Annotated in this window: 19 protein-coding genes, 1 tRNA gene and 3 pseudogenes; 13 read left to right on the forward strand and 10 right to left on the reverse strand. The window is 56.8% G+C overall.

Annotation, left to right across the window (positions count from 1 at the left end; all coding sequences use genetic code 11):
• Positions 1-6 precede the first annotated feature (6 nt).
• From VDP61_RS09895 to VDP61_RS09905, 3 genes are read left to right on the forward strand one after another with little or no spacing between them, the layout of a single operon-like run.
• Positions 7-747, forward strand: coding sequence for a 16S rRNA (uracil(1498)-N(3))-methyltransferase (locus VDP61_RS09895; RefSeq protein ID WP_323006745.1), 741 nt, complete (start codon positions 7-9; stop codon positions 745-747).
• The gene (locus VDP61_RS09900; protein ID WP_323006746.1) at positions 744-1,292 is read left to right on the forward strand and encodes a hypothetical protein; all 549 of its coding nucleotides are present in this window, start codon (positions 744-746) and stop codon (positions 1,290-1,292) included. The genes VDP61_RS09895 and VDP61_RS09900 overlap by 4 nt, the downstream gene beginning before the upstream one ends.
• A gap of 57 nt (positions 1,293-1,349) precedes the next feature.
• Positions 1,350-2,696, forward strand: coding sequence for a glutamate--cysteine ligase (locus VDP61_RS09905; protein ID WP_323006747.1), 1,347 nt, complete (start codon positions 1,350-1,352; stop codon positions 2,694-2,696).
• 21 nt (positions 2,697-2,717) lie between these two features.
• Here VDP61_RS09905 and VDP61_RS09910 read toward each other — a convergent pair whose 3' ends face one another.
• The 3 genes from VDP61_RS09910 to rimO all read right to left on the reverse strand — a co-directional run bounded on the left by VDP61_RS09910 (position 2,718) and on the right by rimO (position 5,527).
• Positions 2,718-2,960 carry a CDGSH iron-sulfur domain-containing protein gene (locus tag VDP61_RS09910; RefSeq protein WP_323006748.1) on the reverse strand — a complete coding sequence of 81 codons (243 nt, stop codon included), beginning with the start codon at positions 2,958-2,960 and terminating at the stop codon, positions 2,718-2,720.
• A 34-nt stretch (positions 2,961-2,994) separates the two neighbouring features.
• Positions 2,995-4,059 carry a type I restriction enzyme HsdR N-terminal domain-containing protein gene (locus VDP61_RS09915; protein WP_323006749.1) on the reverse strand — a complete coding sequence of 355 codons (1,065 nt, stop codon included), beginning with the start codon at positions 4,057-4,059 and terminating at the stop codon, positions 2,995-2,997.
• Between the two features lie 85 nt (positions 4,060-4,144).
• A complete protein-coding gene (rimO, locus tag VDP61_RS09920; protein ID WP_323006750.1) occupies positions 4,145-5,527 on the reverse strand; it encodes a 30S ribosomal protein S12 methylthiotransferase RimO in 1,383 nt (460 codons plus the stop codon).
• 314 nt (positions 5,528-5,841) lie between these two features.
• Between rimO and VDP61_RS09925 the strand changes: the two genes are divergently transcribed.
• Both VDP61_RS09925 and VDP61_RS09930 read left to right on the forward strand, forming a co-directional pair.
• Complete coding sequence (locus tag VDP61_RS09925; protein WP_323006751.1) at positions 5,842-6,447, forward strand: heme NO-binding domain-containing protein; 606 nt, start codon at positions 5,842-5,844, stop codon at positions 6,445-6,447.
• Positions 6,444-7,451 (forward strand): diguanylate cyclase domain-containing protein, encoded by a 1,008-nt coding sequence (locus VDP61_RS09930; protein WP_323006752.1) that lies wholly within the window; start codon positions 6,444-6,446, stop codon positions 7,449-7,451. Before VDP61_RS09925 ends, VDP61_RS09930 begins: the two co-directional genes overlap by 4 nt.
• A 255-nt stretch (positions 7,452-7,706) precedes the next feature.
• Here the strand turns inward: VDP61_RS09930 and VDP61_RS09935 are convergent, their stop codons facing one another.
• Positions 7,707-7,913 (reverse strand): cold-shock protein, encoded by a 207-nt coding sequence (locus VDP61_RS09935; protein WP_323006753.1) that lies wholly within the window; start codon positions 7,911-7,913, stop codon positions 7,707-7,709.
• 245 nt (positions 7,914-8,158) lie between these two features.
• On the opposite strand from VDP61_RS09935, the gene VDP61_RS09940 reads away from it, so the two are divergent.
• On the forward strand, positions 8,159-8,476 hold the full coding sequence (locus VDP61_RS09940; RefSeq protein ID WP_323006767.1) for an antibiotic biosynthesis monooxygenase family protein: 318 nt from the start codon (positions 8,159-8,161) through the stop codon (positions 8,474-8,476).
• A gap of 336 nt (positions 8,477-8,812) precedes the next feature.
• On the opposite strand, the gene uvrB is transcribed toward VDP61_RS09940, so the two are convergent.
• Positions 8,813-10,993, reverse strand: a complete 2,181-nt coding sequence (uvrB, locus tag VDP61_RS09945) for an excinuclease ABC subunit UvrB (protein ID WP_323006754.1) — start codon at positions 10,991-10,993, stop codon at positions 8,813-8,815.
• A 339-nt stretch (positions 10,994-11,332) separates the two neighbouring features.
• On the opposite strand from uvrB, the gene VDP61_RS09950 reads away from it, so the two are divergent.
• A complete protein-coding gene (locus tag VDP61_RS09950; protein WP_323006755.1) occupies positions 11,333-11,644 on the forward strand; it encodes an ETC complex I subunit in 312 nt (103 codons plus the stop codon).
• Positions 11,645-11,852: 208 nt separating this feature from the next.
• A complete protein-coding gene (locus VDP61_RS09955) occupies positions 11,853-12,779 on the forward strand; it encodes an MYG1 family protein (protein WP_323006756.1) in 927 nt (308 codons plus the stop codon).
• A 252-nt stretch (positions 12,780-13,031) separates the two neighbouring features.
• On the opposite strand, the gene VDP61_RS09960 is transcribed toward VDP61_RS09955, so the two are convergent.
• The gene (locus VDP61_RS09960; RefSeq protein ID WP_323006757.1) at positions 13,032-13,496 is read right to left on the reverse strand and encodes a hypothetical protein; all 465 of its coding nucleotides are present in this window, start codon (positions 13,494-13,496) and stop codon (positions 13,032-13,034) included.
• A 68-nt stretch (positions 13,497-13,564) separates the two neighbouring features.
• Between VDP61_RS09960 and VDP61_RS09965 the strand changes: the two are divergent.
• The 3 genes and pseudogenes from VDP61_RS09965 to VDP61_RS09975 form a co-directional block, all read left to right on the forward strand.
• Positions 13,565-14,362: pseudogene (locus VDP61_RS09965) on the forward strand (IS66 family transposase); the annotation flags it as partial.
• Between the two features lie 211 nt (positions 14,363-14,573).
• Positions 14,574-14,648, forward strand: a tRNA-Asn gene (locus VDP61_RS09970).
• A 270-nt stretch (positions 14,649-14,918) separates the two neighbouring features.
• Entirely contained in the window at positions 14,919-15,242 is a 324-nt protein-coding gene (locus VDP61_RS09975) for a hypothetical protein (protein WP_323006758.1), read from the forward strand.
• On the opposite strand, the gene VDP61_RS09980 is transcribed toward VDP61_RS09975, so the two are convergent.
• Positions 15,209-15,966 (reverse strand): IS5 family transposase gene (locus VDP61_RS09980; protein WP_323006441.1). Its coding sequence is split into 2 segments (ribosomal slippage): positions 15,209-15,630 and positions 15,630-15,966, totalling 759 coding nucleotides; the frame shifts between segments, so codons are not numbered across the junction. The two genes, VDP61_RS09975 and VDP61_RS09980, sit on opposite strands and share 34 nt — an antisense overlap.
• A gap of 76 nt (positions 15,967-16,042) precedes the next feature.
• Positions 16,043-16,800 (reverse strand): IS5 family transposase gene (locus VDP61_RS09985; RefSeq protein WP_323006441.1). Its coding sequence is split into 2 segments (ribosomal slippage): positions 16,043-16,464 and positions 16,464-16,800, totalling 759 coding nucleotides; the frame shifts between segments, so codons are not numbered across the junction.
• 45 nt (positions 16,801-16,845) lie between these two features.
• Here VDP61_RS09985 and VDP61_RS09990 point away from each other — a divergent pair.
• Together VDP61_RS09990 and VDP61_RS09995 are read left to right on the forward strand one after the other, a co-directional pair.
• Positions 16,846-17,817 (forward strand): hypothetical protein, encoded by a 972-nt coding sequence (locus tag VDP61_RS09990; RefSeq protein WP_323006759.1) that lies wholly within the window; start codon positions 16,846-16,848, stop codon positions 17,815-17,817.
• Positions 17,818-17,870: 53 nt separating this feature from the next.
• Positions 17,871-19,021 (forward strand): IS3 family transposase gene (locus VDP61_RS09995; protein WP_416236508.1). Its coding sequence is split into 2 segments (ribosomal slippage): positions 17,871-18,120 and positions 18,120-19,021, totalling 1,152 coding nucleotides; the frame shifts between segments, so codons are not numbered across the junction.
• Here the strand turns inward: VDP61_RS09995 and VDP61_RS10000 are convergent.
• Together VDP61_RS10000 and istA are read right to left on the reverse strand one after the other, a co-directional pair.
• Positions 18,990-19,463 (reverse strand): annotated as a pseudogene (locus VDP61_RS10000) (ATP-binding protein); the annotation flags it as partial. The gene VDP61_RS09995 and the pseudogene VDP61_RS10000 overlap by 32 nt on opposite strands.
• Positions 19,453-21,171: pseudogene (gene istA / locus VDP61_RS10005) on the reverse strand (IS21 family transposase). The pseudogenes VDP61_RS10000 and istA, both read right to left, overlap by 11 nt.
• Positions 21,172-21,280: the final 109 nt, after the last annotated feature.

Raw genomic sequence — 21,280 nt, forward strand, 5'->3', positions numbered from 1 at the left:
GCCCCTATGGGAAATGCAAAAATCAGACTCTTTGTAGATCAGCCGATTGGTGCGGGGCAAGCGGTTGCGCTGAATGAAGCGCAGGCGAATTATTTGTTTGCGGTGATGCGGCTGGGCGTGGGCGCGTCGATCTTGGTATTCGATGGCCAGAATGGTGAATGGCGGGCCGAGGTGGCAGAGGCGGGCAAGCGCAAAGGCGTGTTGATCTGTGTCGAGCAGACCGCGCGGTTGCGGATGCCCCCGGACCTGTGGCTGTTGTTCGCACCGATCAAAAAGGCGCGGACGGATTTTATCGTGGAAAAAGCGACCGAGTTGGGCGCAGCACGGGTGATGCCGGTGCAGACGCGGTTCACCAATGCCGACCGGGTAAAGGTGGACAAGCTGCGGCTGCATGCGATTGAGGCGGCGGAACAATGCGGCGGAACCTTTGTGCCGCAGGTGGATGACGTGATGCCGCTGGCAAAGGTTCTGGCTGATTGGCCCGCAAATCGGCGGATTTTATGGTGCAATGAGCATTTGGCGGGGGTGGCCGAGGCTTTGCCTAAAGGGGGCGACACCGGCCCCTGGGCGGTGCTGATCGGACCCGAAGGCGGGTTCTCGCAAGAAGAACAGGACCGTCTGGCGGCAATGCCGCAGGTGGTACAGGCCAGCCTTGGGCCGCGCATCTTGCGGGCCGATACGGCGGCGGTTGCGGCGCTGGTGCTGTGGCAAGCGCATCTGGGCGATTGGGTGGGGGACCAAGGATGAACCTGATCCGCCCCGAGGCACAGGCCGCGTTGTGGCGCTGGCGTGAGCTGTTTGCGGCTGTGGCTTTGGCGGCGGTGGGGCTGTGGCTGGCGGCGCTGGGTGGGTTTGTGCTGCTGCCGCTGGGGGCGGTTGTGGTGGCTTTGGCGGCAGGCTTTGGGTTGCTGGCGTGGCGGCGGTTGCGCTTTGCCCAAACTGGCGATGCGCCGGGCGTGGTCGAATTGGATGAGGGGCAGATCAGCTATTTCGGGCCCGATCTTGGCGGCGCCGTGGCGTTGCGCGAATTGGTGGAGCTGCGGCTGATCAAGGTGGGTGGGCGCAGGTTGTGGCGGTTGCGCCAGCAAGATGGGCAGGCGCTGCTGATCCCGGTTGATGCGATGGGGGCAGAGCGCTTGTTTGATGCCTTTGCCGGATTGCCGGGCATGGATACCGGGGTGCTGGTGGCGGCGGTTGACCCTGTCGCAGGTGCCAAGGCACAGCACGGGCTTGCAATCGCGGCTGACAGTCGCGTGATTTGGCGTCATCCTGCGCGCGCGGCCTTGACTTGACTGCGCCAAAACGACAGGTCTGCCACAAAGATTCAGAAACGAGATCGGAGCGTCTTCATGTCTATTCCCCAATCCGGTGGCGGCCCGATTGAAAGCTTTGATCAGCTTGCGGCCTATATGGAAAGCGGCTGCAAGCCGGCCGCAGATTGGCGCATTGGCACCGAGCATGAAAAATTCGGCTTTTTGACCGACACGCACGCGCCCTTGCCCTATGAGGGCGCGCGGTCTGTGCAGGCGATGTTGGCAGGGTTGCGCGATGGCTTTGGCTGGGCCCCGGTCAAGGAGCAGGGCCATCTGATCGGGCTGGAGCGGAATGGCGCGAATATCAGCCTTGAACCCGGCGGGCAGTTTGAGCTTTCCGGCGCGCCGCTGGTCTCGGTTGGGGATGTGGCGGCGGAACTGGACAGCCATCTGGCCGAGGTCGCGCAAGTGGCCGCGCCGATGGGGGTTGGCTTTTTGGGTCTGGGGGCCGCGCCCGAGTGGACGCATGACCAGATGGACCGGATGCCCAAGGGGCGCTACCGGTTGATGACCGATTATATGGGGCATGTGGGGACGCATGGCACCCAGATGATGTATCGCACTTGCACGGTGCAGGTGAACCTCGACTTTGCGTCCGAGGCGGATATGGTCAAGAAAATGCGGGTTTCCCTGGCGTTGCAGCCGGTCGCGACGGCCTTGTTCGCCTCATCTCCGTTCTTTGAGGGCAAGCCGAATGGCCATAAATCCTGGCGCTCGCGGATTTGGCGCGGGCTGGATAACGCGCGCACCGGCATGTTGCCTTTCATGTTTGAGGATGGCGCGGGCTTTCAGGCCTATGTCGATTGGGTGCTGGATGCGCCGATGTATTTTGTCTATCGCGATGGCAAATATATCAACGCTTTGGGCCAATCTTTCCGTGATTTCCTGAAGGGGGAATTGCCCGCGCTGCCCGGTGAATTGCCGACGCTGTCGGATTGGGCCGACCATATGACCACGGTTTTCCCCGAGGCGCGGGTGAAGAAATACATTGAAATGCGCGGGGCCGATATGGGCAGCCGTGATTATACCGTGGCTTTGCCTGCGTTCTGGGTGGGGCTGATGTATGATTCCGCCGCGCTGGATGCCGCCTGGGATCTGGTAAAGGGTCTTGATGCCGAAACGCGCGAAGGGTTGCGGGTGGCTGCTTCCGTTCGCGGGCTGGAGGCCGAGGCGGGCGGTGTGAAGCTGGCCGATCTGGCCCGCGCGGCGGTTGGCCTTTCGCATGCGGGGCTGGCGGCGCGGGGCTTTGGCGAAGAGGCGTTTCTGGCGCCTGTGGTCGAAGGCGTGAAAACCGGTGTCACGCAGGCAGATCGTTATCTGTCGCTGTATCACGGCGCATGGGGCGGCGATCTGGCCCGGATTTACAGCGCCGCCCGATTGTAGGGCGGCGGCGGGCTGCCGCACTTACAACGCCTTATGCGCCCCATCACAAAGCGGCGCTTTGGCCGAGTGTTTGCAGCCACAAAAAAACACCTTCTTGCTGACCTCGGCCGTGTATTTCACCGGCGCAAAGCCGGACCCTTTGTGCGAGCCATCGCAAAACGGCTGCTTTGCCGACTGCCCGCAAGCGCACCAGAAATAGGATTTCCCGGCTTCGACTTCGACAGGAAAGGGGGAGGGTTGGGCGATTTTGGGGGTGTCGGTCATGGGGTGGTCCAATTGGTTGGGGGCGGCAGCAAAGTTAGCCTGCGTAGGCTTTGACGACATCTGTGATTGATTTTTCTAAGCCGTAAATGTCCGATAGCCCAGTAATTTGATGTTTTACTTCATCTTTGGCGGCATCAAAAACCCCAACGGACTTTGTGGATTTCCCGTTGAAATAAAAGCGACAAATGGGCTTGCGATTGTTGTCATCTACAAAAACGCTACAATAGCTTTTGGCATCGCGCATTGTGATCCGCTCCAGATCTATGGCGCGCCCTGCAATAGCACGCACAATCATGAATGCTTGGATTTCCTCTTCTGTTGTCTCAATTTCTGATTGAGTACCGGTTGGCTCTACCGTCTTTTCCTTGAGTTCGACAGCTGGTGCATCAGGACGAAATGCGATGTTGAGTTTGTCTTGAATTCTATCCCTAATCACTTCGTCCAATGACGCCTGTATCGCGGGGCGCAGTTGCTCAATAACTGCTTTTGTCAGCATTCCGGTATAAATCTGTCGCCCAACCAGTTTCGTAAACTCGTCATCCGGGTCTTTCAGCTGCTTCTTTATATAGTTCGCAGCGGCAGTCGTGTACTTGAGTGTAGAGGCGGCCTCAAGAATACCTTCAATTGTAAAGTCGGACTTTTGAAACCTGGCAAGTTCCTGGACTTGCCCGGCATCATGGGACTGCAAGTCAAAAACGAAAAAAGGCTTTTTATCCATTTTGTTCGGTTCATCAATGTCGGAAAAAAACCAGATATCCCGACCATTCGTCAAAATTGCGAGCCGCGCATCGGTGACGCCAAAATAACGATATAGTTGGCTGTATTGCGAGCTGCCAAGGGACATAGAGATAGGCTTGACCTCGATCAAAACCGAGAGCTTTCCTGCGATCTTCAATACGAAGTCAACCTTTTCGCCTTTCTTCGTTCCGACATCAGAAATAAATTCAGGGACAACCTCATCCAAATTGAAAACGTCAAAGCCGAACGCTTGAATAAGGGGTAACACGACAGATGTCTTCGTTGCCTCTTCGGTTAGCGCGCTTTTGGTCGCATGGGTGGAGCGTTTTGCTAAGTCCTTAACTTTTTGAGAAAAATCCATACCAGCTCCAATGTGAAAATATAATCACATTAGACTGGGGAACAATTTTTTTCGCAAGCATAAGTTGTTCAGCGGTGTAAAAACTTCACACCAACCGCCCCCATAAATCATATTCCCCCGCCTCTTCCACCTCAACGCTCACGATATCGCCGGGGGCAAGCCCTTCAAACCCTTCGTCAATAAACAGGTTGCCGTCGATTTCGGGCGCATCGGCTTTGGTGCGGCAGGTGGCGCCTTCGGTGTCGACCTCATCCACGATCACCTGAAGGGTCTGGCCAATTTTGGCGGCGAGTTTCGCCTCGGATATGGCTTGCGCTTTTTCCATGAAGCGGTCCCAGCGGTCTTGCTTTACCGCATCCGCCACATGGTCGGGCAGGGCGTTTGACCGCGCACCGGCGACGTTTTCGTATTGGAAACAGCCAACGCGATCAAGCTGCGCCTCGTCCAGCCAATCCAGCAGGGTCTGGAATTCGGCCTCGGTTTCGCCGGGATAGCCAACGATAAAAGTGCTTCGCAGGGTAATATCGGGGCAAATGCTGCGCCAGGCGGCGATTTCGTCCAGCGTTTTTGCCGCCGCCGCCGGGCGGGCCATGCGGCGCAGGGTGTCGGGGTGGGCGTGCTGAAACGGGATGTCGAGATAGGGCAGAATCAGCCCATCGGCCATCAGCGGGATCAGGTCGCGCACATGCGGGTAGGGATAGACGTAGTGCAGACGCACCCAGAGTTCATTTTGGGCGCCAAGCCTGCCCAGATCACGGGCAAGGTCGGTGATATGGGCGCGGTGACCTTTCTCGGTCGCGTGCTTGATATCAACACCGTAGGCGCTGGTATCCTGGCTGATAACCAGCAGTTCGCGCACACCGGCAGCGACCAGCTTTTCCGCCTCACGAATAACAGCATGGGCGGGGCGCGATTGCAGCCGCCCGCGCATATCGGGAATAATGCAGAATTTGCACTTGTGGTTGCAGCCCTCGGATATTTTCAGATAGCTGTAATGGCGCGGGGTCAGGGTAACGCCAGAGGCCGGCAGCAGATCAATGAACGGATCGGGGGACGGTGGCACGGCGATATGCACCGCATCCAACACCTGTTCATATTGGTGCGGGCCGGTGACGGCAAGGATGTTGGGGTGATGTTCGCGGATGTAATCGGGTTCTGCGCCCAGACAGCCAGTCACAATCACCTTGCCGTTTTCCTTCAGCGCTTCGCCGATGGCATCAAGGGATTCGGCCTTGGCACTGTCGAGAAAGCCGCAGGTATTGACGATCACGGCATCGGCACCGGCGTAATCGGGGCTGATTGCGTAGCCTTCGGCACGCAGGCGCGTCAGAATACGCTCGCTGTCAACCAGCGCCTTGGGGCAGCCAAGGCTGACCATGCCGATCATCGGCTGGCCCTGACGACGGGGTTCGGACAGGCGCGCTTTGGGCGCGAGATCAGGGCGGAGGTTGGGCGGATTTTGGGTCATTGGCGGGGTATATAGGGGAATTGAAATCGGGGGAAGGGGGCGAAGCGGGCGGCTGATTGATTGTAATGGGGAAGGTGTGAAATGGGGTATCTGAAAAGATAAAGTACAGCAAATTTGAAGAACCTGCCGCGGAGCCACTGGATTTCATGGGCGCGCAGGGCTGCTATTGGTTTGAATCCAAGCGGTTGCAAAATTCTGCATGGCTCGTATCTTGCGAAGCGTTTGCCAATGGCCGTTGGTTTTCAAAGCCGTGTTGAGAAGGAAATTAAAGTTTCACCGCTAACCTTGAACGCCAGATACAAGGGAACGGTGGGATGCATGGACTAATTAACAGGGCAATCCAATGCTATGTGCGCGATACGCATGGCGAATTGGCTTGGAAAAAGGTTGCACGCCACGCCGGGCTTGGGTTTGAGGGGTTTGAGACGATGCTCGCCTATGATGACGCGGTGACGGAAGCTGTGCTGACGGGCTGCGTTTCGATTCTGGGCCGGCCGCGTGAGACGATACTTGAAGATCTGGGAACCTTTCTTATCTCCAACCACAGCTCGGATGCGCTGCGCCGATTGCTGCGTTTCGGCGGGGTTACGTTTACGGATTTTCTGCAAACATTGGAGGATACGCGCGGACGCGGGCGTTTGGCGTTGCCCGATCTGGATTTGCCCGATCTGGATCTATTTGAGATTTCGCCAAGCCTTTATACGCTGCAATGCCGATTCCCGATTGAGGGGGCCGGTCATGTGATCGTAGGTTTGTTGCGGGCGATGGCAGATGATTATGGCGCGTTGGTTTTGCTGGATCATGATGGCGAGAGCCTTGAGGGTGAGATGATCCTTATTCAACTGCTGGAAATGTCATATGCTGCGGGCCGCAGCTTTCAGTTGGCGATACCGGGCGCACGAGAGGTTGATGGACTATGATCAATGGGGCAATGCAGATTGAGAGGGCGGCACTTGATCGGCTGATGCCCATGCATCTTTGGATATCGGGCAAGGGCCATATCGAATCAGCGGGCAGCACATTGCGCAAGGCCTTTGGGGCAAAGACCCTGGTCGGGGGCCGGTTTTTCGATTTGTTTGAGGTTCGCCGCCCCGGCGGCGTCTTCACAGTGGAAGATATGCGCAGGCATGATGGTGCGCGGCTGCAAATCGTCCCGAAAGACCCATGCGAGGTACAAGGCCTGCGCGGGGTTGCGGTTGGATTGCCAAAATGCGGGGGCGTTTTGGTGAACCTGTCGTTTGGGATTGGTGTGATTGAAGCGGTTTCGGCACATCGGCTGACGGATGCCGATTTTGCCGCGACCGATCTGGCGATGGAATTGCTGTATGTGGTCGAGGCAAAGACCGCCGTGACCGAAGAGCTGCGGCAGTTGAACCTGCGGCTTCAGGGGGCGCGGGATGCGGCAGAAGAACAGGCGCTGACAGACACGTTGACCGGGCTGCGCAACAGGCGGGCGCTTGATGCGACCATGTCGATATGGATTGACCGCAAGGTTCCCTTTGGATTGATGCATATCGACCTGGATTATTTCAAGGCGGTGAACGATACCTTGGGCCATGCGGCCGGTGACCATGTGTTATGTGAAGTTGCCAAGACCCTTTTATCGGTTACCCGTGCAGGTGACACGGTCGCGCGGGTTGGCGGCGACGAGTTCGTGATCGTGTTCCGTGATCTGACCGACCCCACGAAACTGTCTGGGATCGCCGACAGGGTGGTTGCGCAGCTTAGCGAACCCAGTATTTTTCAAGGCGCGGTCTGTCGGATTTCGGCCAGCATCGGCATAACGATTTCAACGGATTACGGACAGCCAAGCGCTGATAAAATGCTCAGCGATGCGGATGAGGCGCTTTATGCCTGCAAGAATGCAGGGCGCGGGCAGGCCAAGCTTTTTCGTGGAGTGGACGCAGATCAAAGGCATCGGTAAGCGCATGTCGGGGCGGGGGGCGGCTGGGCGTAACGCCGGGCGGATGAAGCGCTGTTTTCGTTTGGTCAAAGCGTTTCGCCTGAGGCTTGGCTCATATATCCCTGCGTGAAATCAAGGATTTCAACGCGTTATGTGATGGGCTGTGTTTCAGGGTAAGGTCGAAACGCGATCAGCCAGTATCACGAAAAAAAAAGGGCGCACCATATAGATACGCCCTTTTTGTATTCTCAATGCCTGAGCGATCAGGCGATCAGCTTATGCCAATGCGAGGTTGGTCGCAAATTCGCGACCGTCGCGGCCAGCTTCAATATCGAAGGTGACGGCTGCGCCATCGGCCAGCGTGCGCAGGCCAGCGCGCTCCAGTGCAGTGATGTGCACGAACACGTCTTTGCTGCTGCCTTCTGGCGCAATAAAGCCGAAGCCTTTAGTTTCGTTGAACCATTTCACGGTGCCCTTGGCCATCGTGAGATCTCCTGTCTTAGGTCCGCCCACACAATGCGGCGGCTCGGCACGTCAGCTAGTAATCGAGTTGCTGTGGCCGTTAGGCGGTAGACAGTGGTCGATAGAGATAACGTCGCATCTCTTGTATACGGTCAACTTGCCCAGAACGCAAGGGATTTGCAGGGGTTGGCCAGGACTGCGGCAAAATTAACGGCGACAATACGCCGGAAGCTGTGGCAGGATACGGCAAAAGAGGAGGGCTGATGATGCCAGAGATTTCGAAAGAGTTTAACGGACAGACCGTGATCACGACGTTTGAGATGTCACCGGGAACGGCGGCGGATTTGATGGAGGCGCTACAAGTTGCCTATGCCGAATTCATCCGCCATCAGCCGGGGTTTCTGGGCGCCGGGTTGCACATGAACGACGCGCAGACCCGGATAGCGAATTATTCAAAATGGCAGCGGCGCGAGGATTATCAGGCGATGCTGCGTACCCCGGAAATGCGTGAACGGAACCGGGTCATTCACACGCTGTGCCGCAGTTTTGAACCGGTGATGTATGAGGTGGTGGAGACGTTTTAACGCGGTAACGGGATATTTACCGATAGACAACAAACTGGGCCTCTGCTGCCGTTGGAACCGGGTCACGAAAGGGGGGCATCTATCCAGTTGGTGAATTTGCATCGCTTTGGCGGCTGGTGCGCGTTTGGTGTCGGCGGTACGAAAAATTGCCGCATGGCTTCTTGCGTTGCGCAGCCGTTTCCAGAAAACAAGATAAGGGCCCGAGGGCGCTTAAAGGTAGGGGCAGCGTAATGTCTTGCCAGATCTGATTTTGCGAAACCCGCGCTGCTGCCGACAGAGGCAAAGGCCTGTTGCCAGCAGCGCAAACCCGCCGTTGATTGGCGGGTTCTTCATGCGTTAGCGGCCCCGTCTGGTTTTTCCGCCACGCATGCCGGCGCGACCACCTGTTGACCGGCCAGCCATTTTTTGCGCCTCTTCGACGGCCTCTTCAACCACCGATTGCCGGGCAAGGGGATCGTCGGCAATGGCAAGCTCTACAGCTTCCAGGCGCTTCACCTCATCCCGAAGCCGGGCGGCTTCCTCAAACTCAAGATTCTCGGCGGCTTTGCGCATTTGCAGGCGCAGCCCGTCAAGATGGGCGGCAAGATTGGAGCCGACCATCGGCCTGTCAACCTTGGCGGTGATGCGCGATTGGTCGGTATCGCCATTCCAGAGGCCGGCAAGCACGTCCTCTACATTCTTCTTGACGGTCGTAGGGGTGATGCCATGCAGGGTGTTATAGGCAATTTGCTTGTCGCGGCGGCGGTTGGTTTCGCCGATCGCGCGCTCCATGCTGCCGGTGATACGGTCAGCATACATGATCACGCGACCTTCGGAATTGCGCGCAGCGCGGCCGATGGTTTGGATGAGCGAAGTCTCCGAGCGCAAGAATCCCTCCTTGTCAGCGTCCAGAATCGCTACCAGCCCACATTCGGGAATATCGAGCCCCTCGCGCAACAGGTTGATGCCGACCAGAACGTCAAACGCGCCAAGGCGTAAATCACGCAGAATTTCAATGCGTTCGATGGTGTCGATATCCGAGTGCATATAGCGGATGCGGATGCCCTGTTCGTGGAAATATTCGGTCAGATCCTCGGCCATGCGTTTGGTCAGCACGGTAACCAGAACGCGCAGGCCCTGCAGGGCAACGCGGCGGATTTCATCCAGCAAATCATCAACTTGCATTTCCACGGGGCGAATTTCGACCATCGGGTCGATCAGCCCGGTGGGGCGGATGACCTGTTCGGTAAAAACACCACCCGCCTGTTCCAGCTCCCATTTTGATGGTGTGGCCGAGACAAAGATGGACTGGGGGCGCATCGCGTCCCATTCCTCAAACTTCAGCGGCCGGTTGTCCATGCAAGAGGGCAGGCGAAAGCCGTGTTCGGCCAATGTCATCTTGCGCCTGAAGTCGCCCTTGTACATGCCGCCGATCTGCGGGACAGAAACATGGGATTCATCAGCAAAAACAATGGCGTTATCGGGGATGAATTCAAACAGGGTCGGCGGTGGCTCGCCCGGCGCGCGGCCTGTCAGATAGCGGGAGTAGTTTTCAATCCCGCTGCAAACCCCCGTCGCCTCCAACATCTCCAGATCAAAGGAACAGCGCTGCTCCAGGCGCTGTGCCTCCAGCAATTTGCCTTCGGCGGTCAGTTGGTCCAGCCGCATCCGCAGTTCTTTTTTGATGCCGATAATGGCTTGGTTCATCGTCGGCCGCGGGGTGACGTAGTGGGAATTGGCGTAGATACGAATCTGATCGAAGGAATCAGTTTTGGCCCCGGTCAGCGGGTCAAATTCGATAATCGCTTCCAGCTCTTCGCCGAAAAACGAAAACCGCCAGGCGCGATCGTCAAGGTGGGCTGGCCATACCTCAAGGCTGTCACCGCGCACCCGAAAGCAGCCGCGCTGAAAAGCCTGATCATTGCGGCGGTATTGCTGGGCCACAAGTTCGCCGATGATCTGACGCTGATCATAGCTTTCGCCGGTTTTCAGGTCTTGCGTCATCGCCGAATAGGTTTCGACCGAGCCGATGCCATAGATGCACGAAACCGAGGCGATGATAATCACATCATCGCGTTCCAAAAGCGCACGGGTGGCCGAGTGGCGCATCCGGTCAATCTGCTCGTTGATTTGCGATTCTTTTTCTATGTAGGTGTCAGAACGGGCGACATAGGCCTCGGGTTGGTAGTAATCATAGTAGCTGACAAAATACTCGACAGCATTTTCGGGAAAGAAACCTTTGAATTCGCCATATAATTGTGCCGCAAGCGTTTTGTTGGGGGCAAGGATGATCGCGGGGCGTTGCGTTTCCTCTATCACCTTGGCCATCGTAAAGGTTTTGCCCGTACCCGTCGCGCCCAGCAAAACCTGATCACGTTCGCCTGCAATGATGCCGTTTGACAGCTCTACGATTGCCGTGGGCTGGTCGCCGGCAGGCTCAAACGGTGTGGACAGCTTGAACCGCCGCCCGCCTTCCAGTTTCGGGCGTGTCAGCACGTCAGGCCGTATTGCTGGGGCGTTGGTATTGTTATGGGGCATGATGATTTCTTTGACCCCTTAGATTTGATCTGTTTTTGTTCTGGTTCAAGGGGGCGTTAAGCCGTTGTTAACCGAGGTTTCGGAAAAGTTAGGAATAGAAGTTCAATTTTAAAGAATATCTAAGACAAGATTGCATCTTTTGGTTGAGCTTTTGGAAGGCATGATGCAGAGTAAAGGGGCAAGCAGCAAAGACTGTCGGCCAATCGCACCACACACCCCACCCACACTCCCAGCGATTGGTCGACAGCACTTTAAGCTGGGGCAGCCCCAAAGCACTTGCAAATCCCACGGTTTTTCAGCCATATACCCCAAGCCTGCCCTACGCCAAGGAGTATATTCATGCGCGCCCGTATCTACCAACCCGCCCGTAACGCGATGCAATCGGGGACAGCCAATACGAAAAGCTGGGTGCTGGATTTTGTCCCTGAATCGGCTCGGTCGCTGGACCCGCTGATGGGCTGGACATCAAGTGGTGATATGACTTCGCAAGTGCGCTTGCAGTTTGACAGCCGTGTGGCGGCCGAGGCCTATGCCAAACTGCATGGAATTGCCTATGCTGTTTCTGAGCCGAACGCCCGCAAAGTCAACATTCGTCCCGGTGGCTACGGCGACAACTTTGCGACCAATCGGCGCGGTGTTTGGACACACTGACAGTCTGTAAATCAGGGCAATAGTGTCTCGGGGTGGGGTGAAAGCCCCGTCTAGCTGTTCGCTTTCCTATATGGGGTAGGCGGGCGTTTTTGCGGCGCAGCATGTGGCGCAGCGCCCACCCTCGCAAGAACCTCTATCGCGATAATCCGACGGGCGGCTTTTGTAAGGCCGCCCAAATCATTTCAAGCCCGGCTGGAGCCTGCCTTTGATGACCATCACCCACCTTGTCACCCATTCCGGTGGCTTTCATGCCGATGAGCTGCTGTCCTCGGTCATCCTGATGCGCCTGTTCCCCGAAGCAAAGTTGATCCGCAGCCGGGACAAGGCGTGGATCACGCCCGGTGAAGATCGGATCATCTATGACGTCGGTGGCCAGTTCGATGCAGGCGCGCAGATTTTTGACCACCACCAGCGCCCCAACCCGCTGCGCGCAGATGGCCAGCCTTATAGCTCTTTCGGTTTGATCTGGGCGCAGTATGGCCGCGACTACCTGCGCGCCTTTGACGTGCCCGCGCAGGATATTGAGGCGATCCACGATTCGCTTGACTGCGGCTTCGTTCTGCCGGTCGATTTGCTCGACAACGGCGCGGTGAACGCGGCCGAGGCTGGGCCGTTGTTTGCTGGTCTGACCTTGCCGATTCTGCTGGAAAGCCTGAAACCGGTGTTTGATGACCGCGATGACGGGTCTGATGACCGCGCATTCAGGGCCGCCTTGCCCGTGGCGCGCGCTTTTGTTGAGGCGCAGGTCAAACGCAAGGCCGCGAAATACCGGGCCGAAGCGATGGTGATGGCTGCCATCAAGGCGGCGGGTAAGGGGCGCGTTCTGGAATTGCCGATGGGTATGCCGTTTCGTGCGGGGGTGGAAAAGGCGGGCGCTGATCATCTGCTGTTCGTGATCCACCCTCGCGGCACCGATTGGGCGCTGACCACGATCCGCCTGCGCGATGACAGCTTTGACAACCGTGCGGACCTTCCTGCCGCCTGGGCGGGATTGACCGACGCCGCGCTTGAAGCTGCCAGCGGCGTCACAGGGGCGAAGTTTTGCCACAACGGTCGGTTTATCGCGGTGGCCGCTTCCCGACAGGCTGTGTTGGAAATGGCGGATATGGCGGTGTCCGAGGCGCTGGCCGATTAGCTTTGTATAAGCGCGTATATGTCAGGTGCCCCAGGCGTTGTCTTGGCGCATCACGCTGGAGCAGCGCCACAGTTAAGCGCACGAAGGTCAACAGCCTGTAGGTTGATTGTCGCTAAGGGCCTGATTTGAAAGCGGCTGCAAACGCTTACAGTTCACTATCAATTTCTTGAAGTTTCGCGTTTTCTCTCCTCAGGGGGGCATCTGTGCAGAGCCGGATCTGGCGATTGTGATCGGTCAGACCGGGGTGGTGAATTACACATCATCACCCTGAAAACCCGTCGGAATGCGGCGGTTTCGCTGGGGAGAGAGGTCTGCGTCTTGCAATAAATCATCCGCCATCGCGTCGGCGTTGGGCCCGGCATGCATAAGCAGTTGCCACAGGTCACGAACCGCGGGCGCGATGCGCGGCTCTGTCACGGCACGCGCGGTGTGCAGCCAAACCGTCAGGCCATCGCTGCTTTCATACTCCCGTTGTTTGCGGAGTGCTGCGATCTGGGCCTCTGTCGCCTTGATGAACCGCGCCCTGATGGCGGGCTTCCACAGCTTCACATCCTGAAGGTCCTGCCCGTTTGCAAGGTGGGAATGTCGCCAGAACTCGGCGAATGCGGCGTGGCTTTCCAGCCAATGCGGTTTTGCCGTCGCCAGCTTTTCGGTCAGGGCTTGCGCCTCGTCAATAAGGGCTGTGGTGGCTTTCTCTTGCTGCCAGTTTTTGAACATTCTGTCCTCTTCATGTCTGTGAACGGTCAGGCGCGCCGGGCACACAGTGAACCGCCCCAAGTTTAACAGACGAGGCCCGTGCCCCGGTGCTCGACCCAGGTTCCAAGAAGACCAAGACCGGATACTTCTGGGCGCTGGCCCGCGATGACCGACCGTGGAGAGGTGCAGCGCCACTGGGCGTTGCCTTCACCTACGCACCTGGCCGGGGCGGGTTGCTTACCGAACGGATATTGCAGGGCTTTGGCGGCATCTTACAAGCCCCCTAACGGCGAATGTTCCATTCGCCTACCGGGCAATGGACGACTATGCCGGATACAAGCGGCTGATTGTACCCGACCTTGCCGACAGGGGCTATTTCAGCGGCGCAAAGATTGCCGCCTGCGACAAGGCTGGCATAACGGTGGTGATGCCGCGCCCTGAAACATCCGGGAACCGCAGCAAGGGCATGTATGTGAAGGCCGACTTCAAATATGACGCCGAGCGGGATGTCTACATCTGCCCAACAGAAAATGGGCTGATCTACCGCTACAGGCGCAAGGAAGTCGGGCTCGGTGTCGGGCGATATTGGACCAATGAATACCAGCATTGCCCTGTTAAGTCGCGCTGCACCAGGGGCACGGAACGCCGCGTCACCCGTTGGAATATGAGCATCTTGTGGATGAAATGCGCGACCGCCTACGCAGCGCCGCAGCACGGTCGCGCATCCTTTCGGGACGATCAAGGCCTGGATGGGAACCACCCATTTCCTGATGCGCCGCCTGAAGAATGTCAGGACCGAAATGGCGCTGAACGTGCTGGCCTACAACATCAAGCGCATGGTCGCCACGATCGGAATCAGGCGACTGATGGCGGCTATACCCGCCTGAAAGGGTGAAACCAGTCCCCAAAAGCAGTCAAAACGCCCTCAGCAACCGCGATATGGGCGCGCCCACAAGGTTGGATAAGCCCAAACAAGCCACGGCACCACTTCCAAAGGCAAGCCAAGAGATGCCTGCGATCACCTTACATTTATTTTCTCAAAATATGTAGATAGGTTCTGGACGCCCCCGGAACAGCTTGCTATATCGCTCAACATGTTCCGGCGTAGCTCAGCGGTAGAGCAGTTGACTGTTAATCAATTGGTCGTAGGTTCGATCCCTACCGCCGGAGCCAACTTCAACGTAAGTTGTTGAAAAACCTAACGAAGTCACAGCGTGGCTTCGTAGGTGTGGCACCCCACCGTGGCCTTTCATGCCTGTCCAAACGCGATCGGACACAAACATGCAGGCTCATCCTCACCTCGCTAAACGTGGCAATGTTTATCAATGGCGGCGCAGATCGCACAGACAATCCACAGGAATCGTCGATCTCAAGCTCTCCTTGGGGACGACAGACTATAGTGTTGCCCTTATATTATCCCGCAAGATCAGTGCGGAGAGCGATATGATTATGGAAAAGGTGGTTGATCAACAGATCACGGCAGAGGAAGCACGAAAGTGGCTCTCCAACGTAGTGCGACTTGAACGCAATAAGATCGAAAAGCTGAAAATGCTGCGGCGCTTTGACTCGCGTGACCCGGAAGACGATCTTCGGCACGATAACGCGACGAAATCCGCCTGGAAACACATTTCAGTCGAGGGCTTGCATGCGCCGTTGCCGCCCGAGATGGCTGACTCATGGCTGTTGCAGCAGAATTTGGACATTATTCGTGCTGATCTAGGGCCTGTTGAGATTCATCGAGAGTTGATGATAGCGGCGGCCAGATAGATTATTGAAGCGAAGCTCTGGTCTGTTTTACAGGCCCGCAGGGCTATACGTTTGAATTCCTTCAGTTTTTGAAAGTAGTTCTCAATCAGATGCCGCCATTTGTAACTATGGTTGTCGAACTCTGGCGGGAATTTTCGGTTGGATTTTGGCGGGATGACCGGAATAATTCCTGAAACACTCAGGGTTTCGCGCAGCCAGTTGGCGTCAAATGCGCGATCCGCAAGGAACATTTTGCAGGAAATACCCTCAATGATCTCCGCCGTTTCGCGCAGATCATGGACTTGCCCCGGCATCAGACGAAATGAAACCAGATTGCCGAGCGCATCAGTCAGGCCCAGAATTTTTGTGGTAATTCCACCGCGAGATCGCCCTATAGCCTGGCTTTGAGTCCCCCTTTTGCGCCCTGTCCGTGGCGGTGAACCTTGCAGATTGTGCCATCAATCATGACGCATTCCATGTCAGGATCACCCGACACGGCGTCAAATATCCGTTTGAAAACATCGGCTTTGACCCAATGTCGGAAGCGTTTGAAAATGGTGTTCCAGTTGCCAAATTCAGCTGGAAGATCACGCCACGGGGCACCGGTTCGGGCAATCCACAAAACCGCCTCCATGAAAACGCGACTGTCCCCACCCGTGCGACCGGGGTCACCTTTTTTGCCAAAACAATGCGGCTCCATCAAAGCCCACTGGGTATCGTTGATAACAAAACGCTCGCTCAACATCCAAACCTCCTTTTTTGAAGGAGTGAATCAGAAGTCAGCCAAATTGTGAATCCTGAATCTCAACAAGCCCTAAGATTCATCGAGAGTTGATGATAGCGGCGGCCAGATAGATTATTGAAGCGAAGCTCTGGTCTGTTTTACAGGCCCGCAGGGCTATACGTTTGAATTCCTTCAGTTTTTGAAAGTAGTTCTCAATCAGATGCCGCCATTTGTAACTATGGTTGTCGAACTCTGGCGGGAATTTTCGGTTGGATTTTGGCGGGATGACCGGAATAATTCCTGAAACACTCAGGGTTTCGCGCAGCCAGTTGGCGTCAAATGCGCGATCCGCAAGGAACATTTTGCAGGAAATACCCTCAATGATCTCCGCCGTTTCGCGCAGATCATGGACTTGCCCCGGCATCAGACGAAATGAAACCAGATTGCCGAGCGCATCAGTCAGGCCCAGAATTTTTGTGGTAATTCCACCGCGAGATCGCCCTATAGCCTGGCTTTGAGTCCCCCTTTTGCGCCCTGTCCGTGGCGGTGAACCTTGCAGATTGTGCCATCAATCATGACGCATTCCATGTCAGGATCACCCGACACGGCGTCAAATATCCGTTTGAAAACATCGGCTTTGACCCAATGTCGGAAGCGTTTGAAAATGGTGTTCCAGTTGCCAAATTCAGCTGGAAGATCACGCCACGGGGCACCGGTTCGGGCAATCCACAAAACCGCCTCCATGAAAACGCGACTGTCCCCACCCGTGCGACCGGGGTCACCTTTTTTGCCAAAACAATGCGGCTCCATCAAAGCCCACTGGGTATCGTTGATAACAAAACGCTCGCTCAACATCCAAACCTCCTTTTTTGAAGGAGTGAATCAGAAGTCAGCCAAATTGTGAATCCTGAATCTCAACAAGCCCTACGTGTAACGCCTGACCAAGTGCGGAATTCTCCATCTTTAAACATTGAACGCACAGCCAAGCTTCTTTCTGAAATCCAAGAGCGATTGCCCAATGCAACGCCAGCCGCGATTGCTACACTTTACAATAACCTGTACGCTGATACGCTCAGTGGCTATGGGCTTACCATCGAGAAATACATGGAAAGTCGTCCTTGGGATGAATGCTTCCCCTCCTCCACCCCCATCGCCATTTCCCTGACCGATACCCGCCCTATCGCCGACATCCGGGTGGGCGACACTGTTCTGGCCTTTGATCCTGCAGCCGATCTTGGCCGTGGTGCCTTGGTGCCGCGCAAGGTGGCGCGGCTGTATAGGAATACCACAGATGAGTGGGTGAAGCTCGCATGGGTTGAGGGTGGCGAGACGAAGGAACTGGTCGCCACGCCCGGCCACCATTTCCTCGACCGTTTCGGCAACTTCCCGACGATTGAGGAGATGCTGGAGAATGGCCGCGCGACGGTCGTGCTTGCCTCGGGCGAGTTGACCGAAGTCAGTGCTGAGCGGATTGCCTACAGCGCCGAAGCCGCGCATTTGTTCGAACAGGCGCAGGTCGCAGGGATGATTGCAGGCAACGCCGCCCTGAAGCCCGCCGCAATCGACGCCTGGCAAACATACAATTTCGAGGTCGAAGACCTTCACACCTATGTGGCGGGTGGGGTGCGTGTCCACAACCGGTCCGGCTTCCTTGGAAAGGTAGGGAACACCATTGATGCGGCCCTAGATAACCTCTTTGGTGGAAACGACGGCGATGGTAGCGACGTCCTTGCGGGAGGCACTGGTCGCGATGTCATGCACGGCGGTGCTGGTCACGACGTGATCTACGCCGATGCACAGGATGTATTCTTCGTAAATGGGGTGGCCCAAATCACTGGCGGTGAAGGCTATGACCGGCTGATCCTTGAATAGCCCCTAGATTTGTAGACGCCTTGCTTGGTAATTTTGGAAGCAAGGAGGACGATATGTCCACGAACAAATTCACAGATGAGTTCAAACGCGATGCGGTCGCACAGGTCGAGGATCGGGGCTATCCGGTGCGCGAGGTGGCCGAGCGATTGGGGGTCAGCACCAAGTCGATCTACACATGGCAGAAGCAGTTTTCGCGGCCCGCAAAGGTGATCCAAGAGGTCGATGCGCAAGCTGATGAGATCCGCCGGTTGAAGCGAGATCTGCTGCGGGTCACGGAGGAACGGGACATCCTAAAAAAGGCGACCGCATACTTCGCCAGGGAATCCCGGTGAGGTATGCGTTTATCGCCGAACACCGGCCAATCTTTGCCGTCAGGGCTATGTGCCGGATGCTGGCCGTTCATCCGAGCGGCTTCTATGCATGGCTGCGTGAACCTTTTTGTCAGCGTGCGCTGGAGGATCAGCGCCAAACGGTGCTGTTGAAGCAGGCTTGGGATGACAGCGGAGAGGTCTATGGGTACCGCAAGTTGCACGATGATCTGTGCGACATGGGCGAAGACATCAGCCCCAACAGGGCTTGGCGTTTGGCGCGTCTAGCAGGGATAAGGGCCCAGATTGGTTACAAAAAGAAGCCCGGCTCTTATGGCGGCAGCCCTGCGGTCGTGGCCGACAACACCTTGAACCGAGAGTTTGATGTCGACGCTCCGGACCAGTTCTGGGTCACAGATATCACCTACATCCGCACCCACGAGGGCTTCCTTTATCTCGCAGTTGTCATCGATCTGTTTTCCCGGCGCGTTGTTGGGTGGTCCATGCAAGGCCGCACATATACCGATCTGCCGCTGCAAGCCCTGCTGATGGCTGTCTGGCGGCGCAAACCAAAGACCAAAGTTCAGGTGCATTCCGACCAAGGCTCACAATTCACCAGTTACGAGTGGCAAGAGTTCCTCGAACAGCACAATCTGACGCAAAGCATGAGCCGTCGCGGGAACTGTTGGGATAATGCAGTGGCAGAAAGCTTCTTCAACCTGCTCAAACGCGAACGCATCCGACGCAGAAAGTATAAAACGCGCGCTGAAGCCCGTCAGGACGTGTTCGACTACATCGAGTTTTTCTACAACCCACAGCGCAAACACGTTAGGAATGGCATGCTGTCACCGATTGACTTCGAACAGCAGCAAAAACTGAAGCTGCAAGGTGTCTAGGAAACTCGGGGCTATTCAATTCGACCGTTGAGAAGAAGCGCACGCGCTTACGGTGATACTCGATTGCCTGAATGCCGAGCGCCGTCGCAACATGGGATTTCCCTGTGCCAGGGCCGCCGATCAACACCACATTCTCTGCGGCATCCAGGAATTCACATCGATGAAGTTGGCGGACCAGAGCTTCACGCATTTCACTGGCCGCGAAGTCGAAGGCGGACAAGTCCTTGTATGCCGGGAAGCGGGCGGCCTTCATGTGATACGCGATCGAGCGCACTTCGCGCTCGGCCATTTCGGCCTTGAGCAGCTGCGACAGGATCGGCATGGCAGCTTCAAATGCAGGCGAGCCTTGCTCATGCAGATCCTGCACGGCCTGCGCCATGCCTGGCATCTTCAGGCTGCGTAACATGATGATCAGCGCAGCACCCGCGGGATCATGACGCATGACGGGTTCCTTTCTGGGTGCGCAGCCCATCATAGTGCGCGACGTTGGCCTCAGGCTCCTTGCTCAGCGACAAGGCGGCTGGAGGGTTCACATCCGGCTGGTCGGTCAGCTTGCCATCCAGCAGCCTGTGGAGCAGGTTCAGCACATGGGTTTTGGTCGGCACACCTGCTTCGAGCGCCATTTCCACGGCACAGAGCACCGCCTGCTCATCATGGTGCAAGACAAGTGACAAGATATCGACCATTTCGCGGTCCCCGCCGGGTTGGCGCAGCATCTTTGCCTGTAATACGCGGAAAGGTTCGGGCATTTCCACGAAGGGGGCACCATTGCGCAGCGCCCCGGGCTTGCGCTGCACTACCGCCAGATAGTGGTGCCAGTCATAGATCACGCGCCCCGGCTGACGGTGGGATCTATCAATAATTCGCTCATGCGTGCAGACTACATGCCCCTCGGCCACAACCATCAACCGCTCAGGGTAAATGCGCAGGCTGACGGGGCGGTTCGCAAAACTGGCGGGCACAGAATAACGGGTGCGATCAAAGTTGATCAAGCCCCCTCTCGCGCATGCAAGCATGCGCTGCCGGGCAGCGGGTCGGCGAGACGCGCTTTCTTTCCTCGACAAAGCCATCAAACATTGTGGGGAGCGGCATCAGCGCAGGCTTCTCAGCTTCCCACACATCCACTGCCCGGCAGTGGTTTGCATGCAAACCATGAGAGGGGCGATGCTTCCAGGCAACCTGCCATGGGCCGTCTCAGTCCACAGCAGTTTGCAGCGATCTTCTAACCAGATGTTCAGCGCATCCAGATCAGGAAAGGCCGGCATCAGCTGCCACATGCGGTGACGAGCATCGCGCACATTCTTCTCGACTTGCCCGCCGCCATTGGGCTTGAACCAATGGCGCACCAATGGCTTGCCCCATCCTGCGGCCGGATTGCAGAACTCGGGATCGAAGACATAATGGCTGGTCATCGCCGTGAACCGCGCATTCACATCGCGCTTCTTGCCAATGCCGACCTTGTCGACGGCGGTCTTCGTTCGGCCTGACCTCGGACCCATGGCGGTCAAGCCTCACTGTCATAGATGCCGCGGCGCGGGATGCCCTCGAAGAAGCGGAAGCCATGCCAATGCGCGTCGAACAGCATCCATTGCCCGGCAGTGCATTTCTGCAGGAAATGTCACGAGAGGGTCATGCGTCTGCAGAAGATACGCTCGCACAAGGAAGGCGCGGCTGTGAGACAGCTTGATGTGGGCAACCCGCAGCTTGATGCGCTCGCCGCCAACATAGGCCCAGTCCTCGCTCCAATCGAACTGGAATGCCTCGCCCGGAGCGAACACCAGCGGCACGAAAGTTCCCCGATCCGTCGTATGATGCGCCCGCTGCCGTTCGCCTTTCCATTCCCGAATGAAGGCCGCAACTCGCTCATAGGAACCCTCATATCCCAGCTTCACCAAATCGGCATGCATCAGCTTCGCCGTCCGGCGCTCTTTGCGTGATTTGCGCTGATCCGAAACCAGCCATCCTGTCAGCTGACTGGCATACGGATCCAGCTTGCTCGCACGATCCGGCGTCTGAAACGCAGGCTCAACAATCCCCTCCCGCAAATACTTCTTGATTGTGTTACGCGAAATGCCCGTGCGCCGCGCAATCTCGCGAATGGGCATCTTGTCTCGCAGCGCCCATGTCCTGATAACCTTCAAAAATCCCATCTCGATCACTCCATATGCCCCCAACTGGTTTAAGCTGGGGCAAGGTTGCACATGGGGCAGTTCTCAGTGACAATTTTGGCAGTTGCCGGGTCAATTCTCAGTGGCAATT

It is taken from the genome of Pseudorhodobacter sp. (genome assembly GCF_034675685.1).
Classification (GTDB): Bacteria; Pseudomonadota; Alphaproteobacteria; order Rhodobacterales; family Rhodobacteraceae; genus Pseudorhodobacter.

Excerpts from the sequence above, each read along its gene's own strand:
- VDP61_RS09905 (WP_323006747.1), top strand. The coding sequence starts at position 1,350 with ATGTCTATTCCCCAATCCGGTGGCGGCCCGATTGAAAGCTTTGATCAG.
- VDP61_RS09900 (WP_323006746.1), top strand. The coding sequence starts at position 744 with ATGAACCTGATCCGCCCCGAGGCACAGGCCGCGTTGTGGCGCTGGCGT.
- rimO (WP_323006750.1), bottom strand. The coding sequence starts at position 5,527 with ATGACCCAAAATCCGCCCAACCTCCGCCCTGATCTCGCGCCCAAAGCG.
- VDP61_RS09950 (WP_323006755.1), top strand. The coding sequence starts at position 11,333 with ATGCGCGCCCGTATCTACCAACCCGCCCGTAACGCGATGCAATCGGGG.
- VDP61_RS09915 (WP_323006749.1), bottom strand. The coding sequence starts at position 4,059 with ATGGATTTTTCTCAAAAAGTTAAGGACTTAGCAAAACGCTCCACCCAT.
- VDP61_RS09975 (WP_323006758.1), top strand. The coding sequence starts at position 14,919 with ATGATTATGGAAAAGGTGGTTGATCAACAGATCACGGCAGAGGAAGCA.
- VDP61_RS09955 (WP_323006756.1), top strand. The coding sequence starts at position 11,853 with ATGACCATCACCCACCTTGTCACCCATTCCGGTGGCTTTCATGCCGAT.
- VDP61_RS09960 (WP_323006757.1), bottom strand. The coding sequence starts at position 13,496 with ATGTTCAAAAACTGGCAGCAAGAGAAAGCCACCACAGCCCTTATTGAC.
- VDP61_RS09935 (WP_323006753.1), bottom strand. The coding sequence starts at position 7,913 with ATGGCCAAGGGCACCGTGAAATGGTTCAACGAAACTAAAGGCTTCGGC.
- uvrB (WP_323006754.1), bottom strand. The coding sequence starts at position 10,993 with ATGCCCCATAACAATACCAACGCCCCAGCAATACGGCCTGACGTGCTG.
- VDP61_RS09895 (WP_323006745.1), top strand. The coding sequence starts at position 7 with ATGGGAAATGCAAAAATCAGACTCTTTGTAGATCAGCCGATTGGTGCG.
- VDP61_RS09940 (WP_323006767.1), top strand. The coding sequence starts at position 8,159 with ATGCCAGAGATTTCGAAAGAGTTTAACGGACAGACCGTGATCACGACG.
- VDP61_RS09925 (WP_323006751.1), top strand. The coding sequence starts at position 5,842 with ATGCATGGACTAATTAACAGGGCAATCCAATGCTATGTGCGCGATACG.
- VDP61_RS09910 (WP_323006748.1), bottom strand. The coding sequence starts at position 2,960 with ATGACCGACACCCCCAAAATCGCCCAACCCTCCCCCTTTCCTGTCGAA.
- VDP61_RS09930 (WP_323006752.1), top strand. The coding sequence starts at position 6,444 with ATGATCAATGGGGCAATGCAGATTGAGAGGGCGGCACTTGATCGGCTG.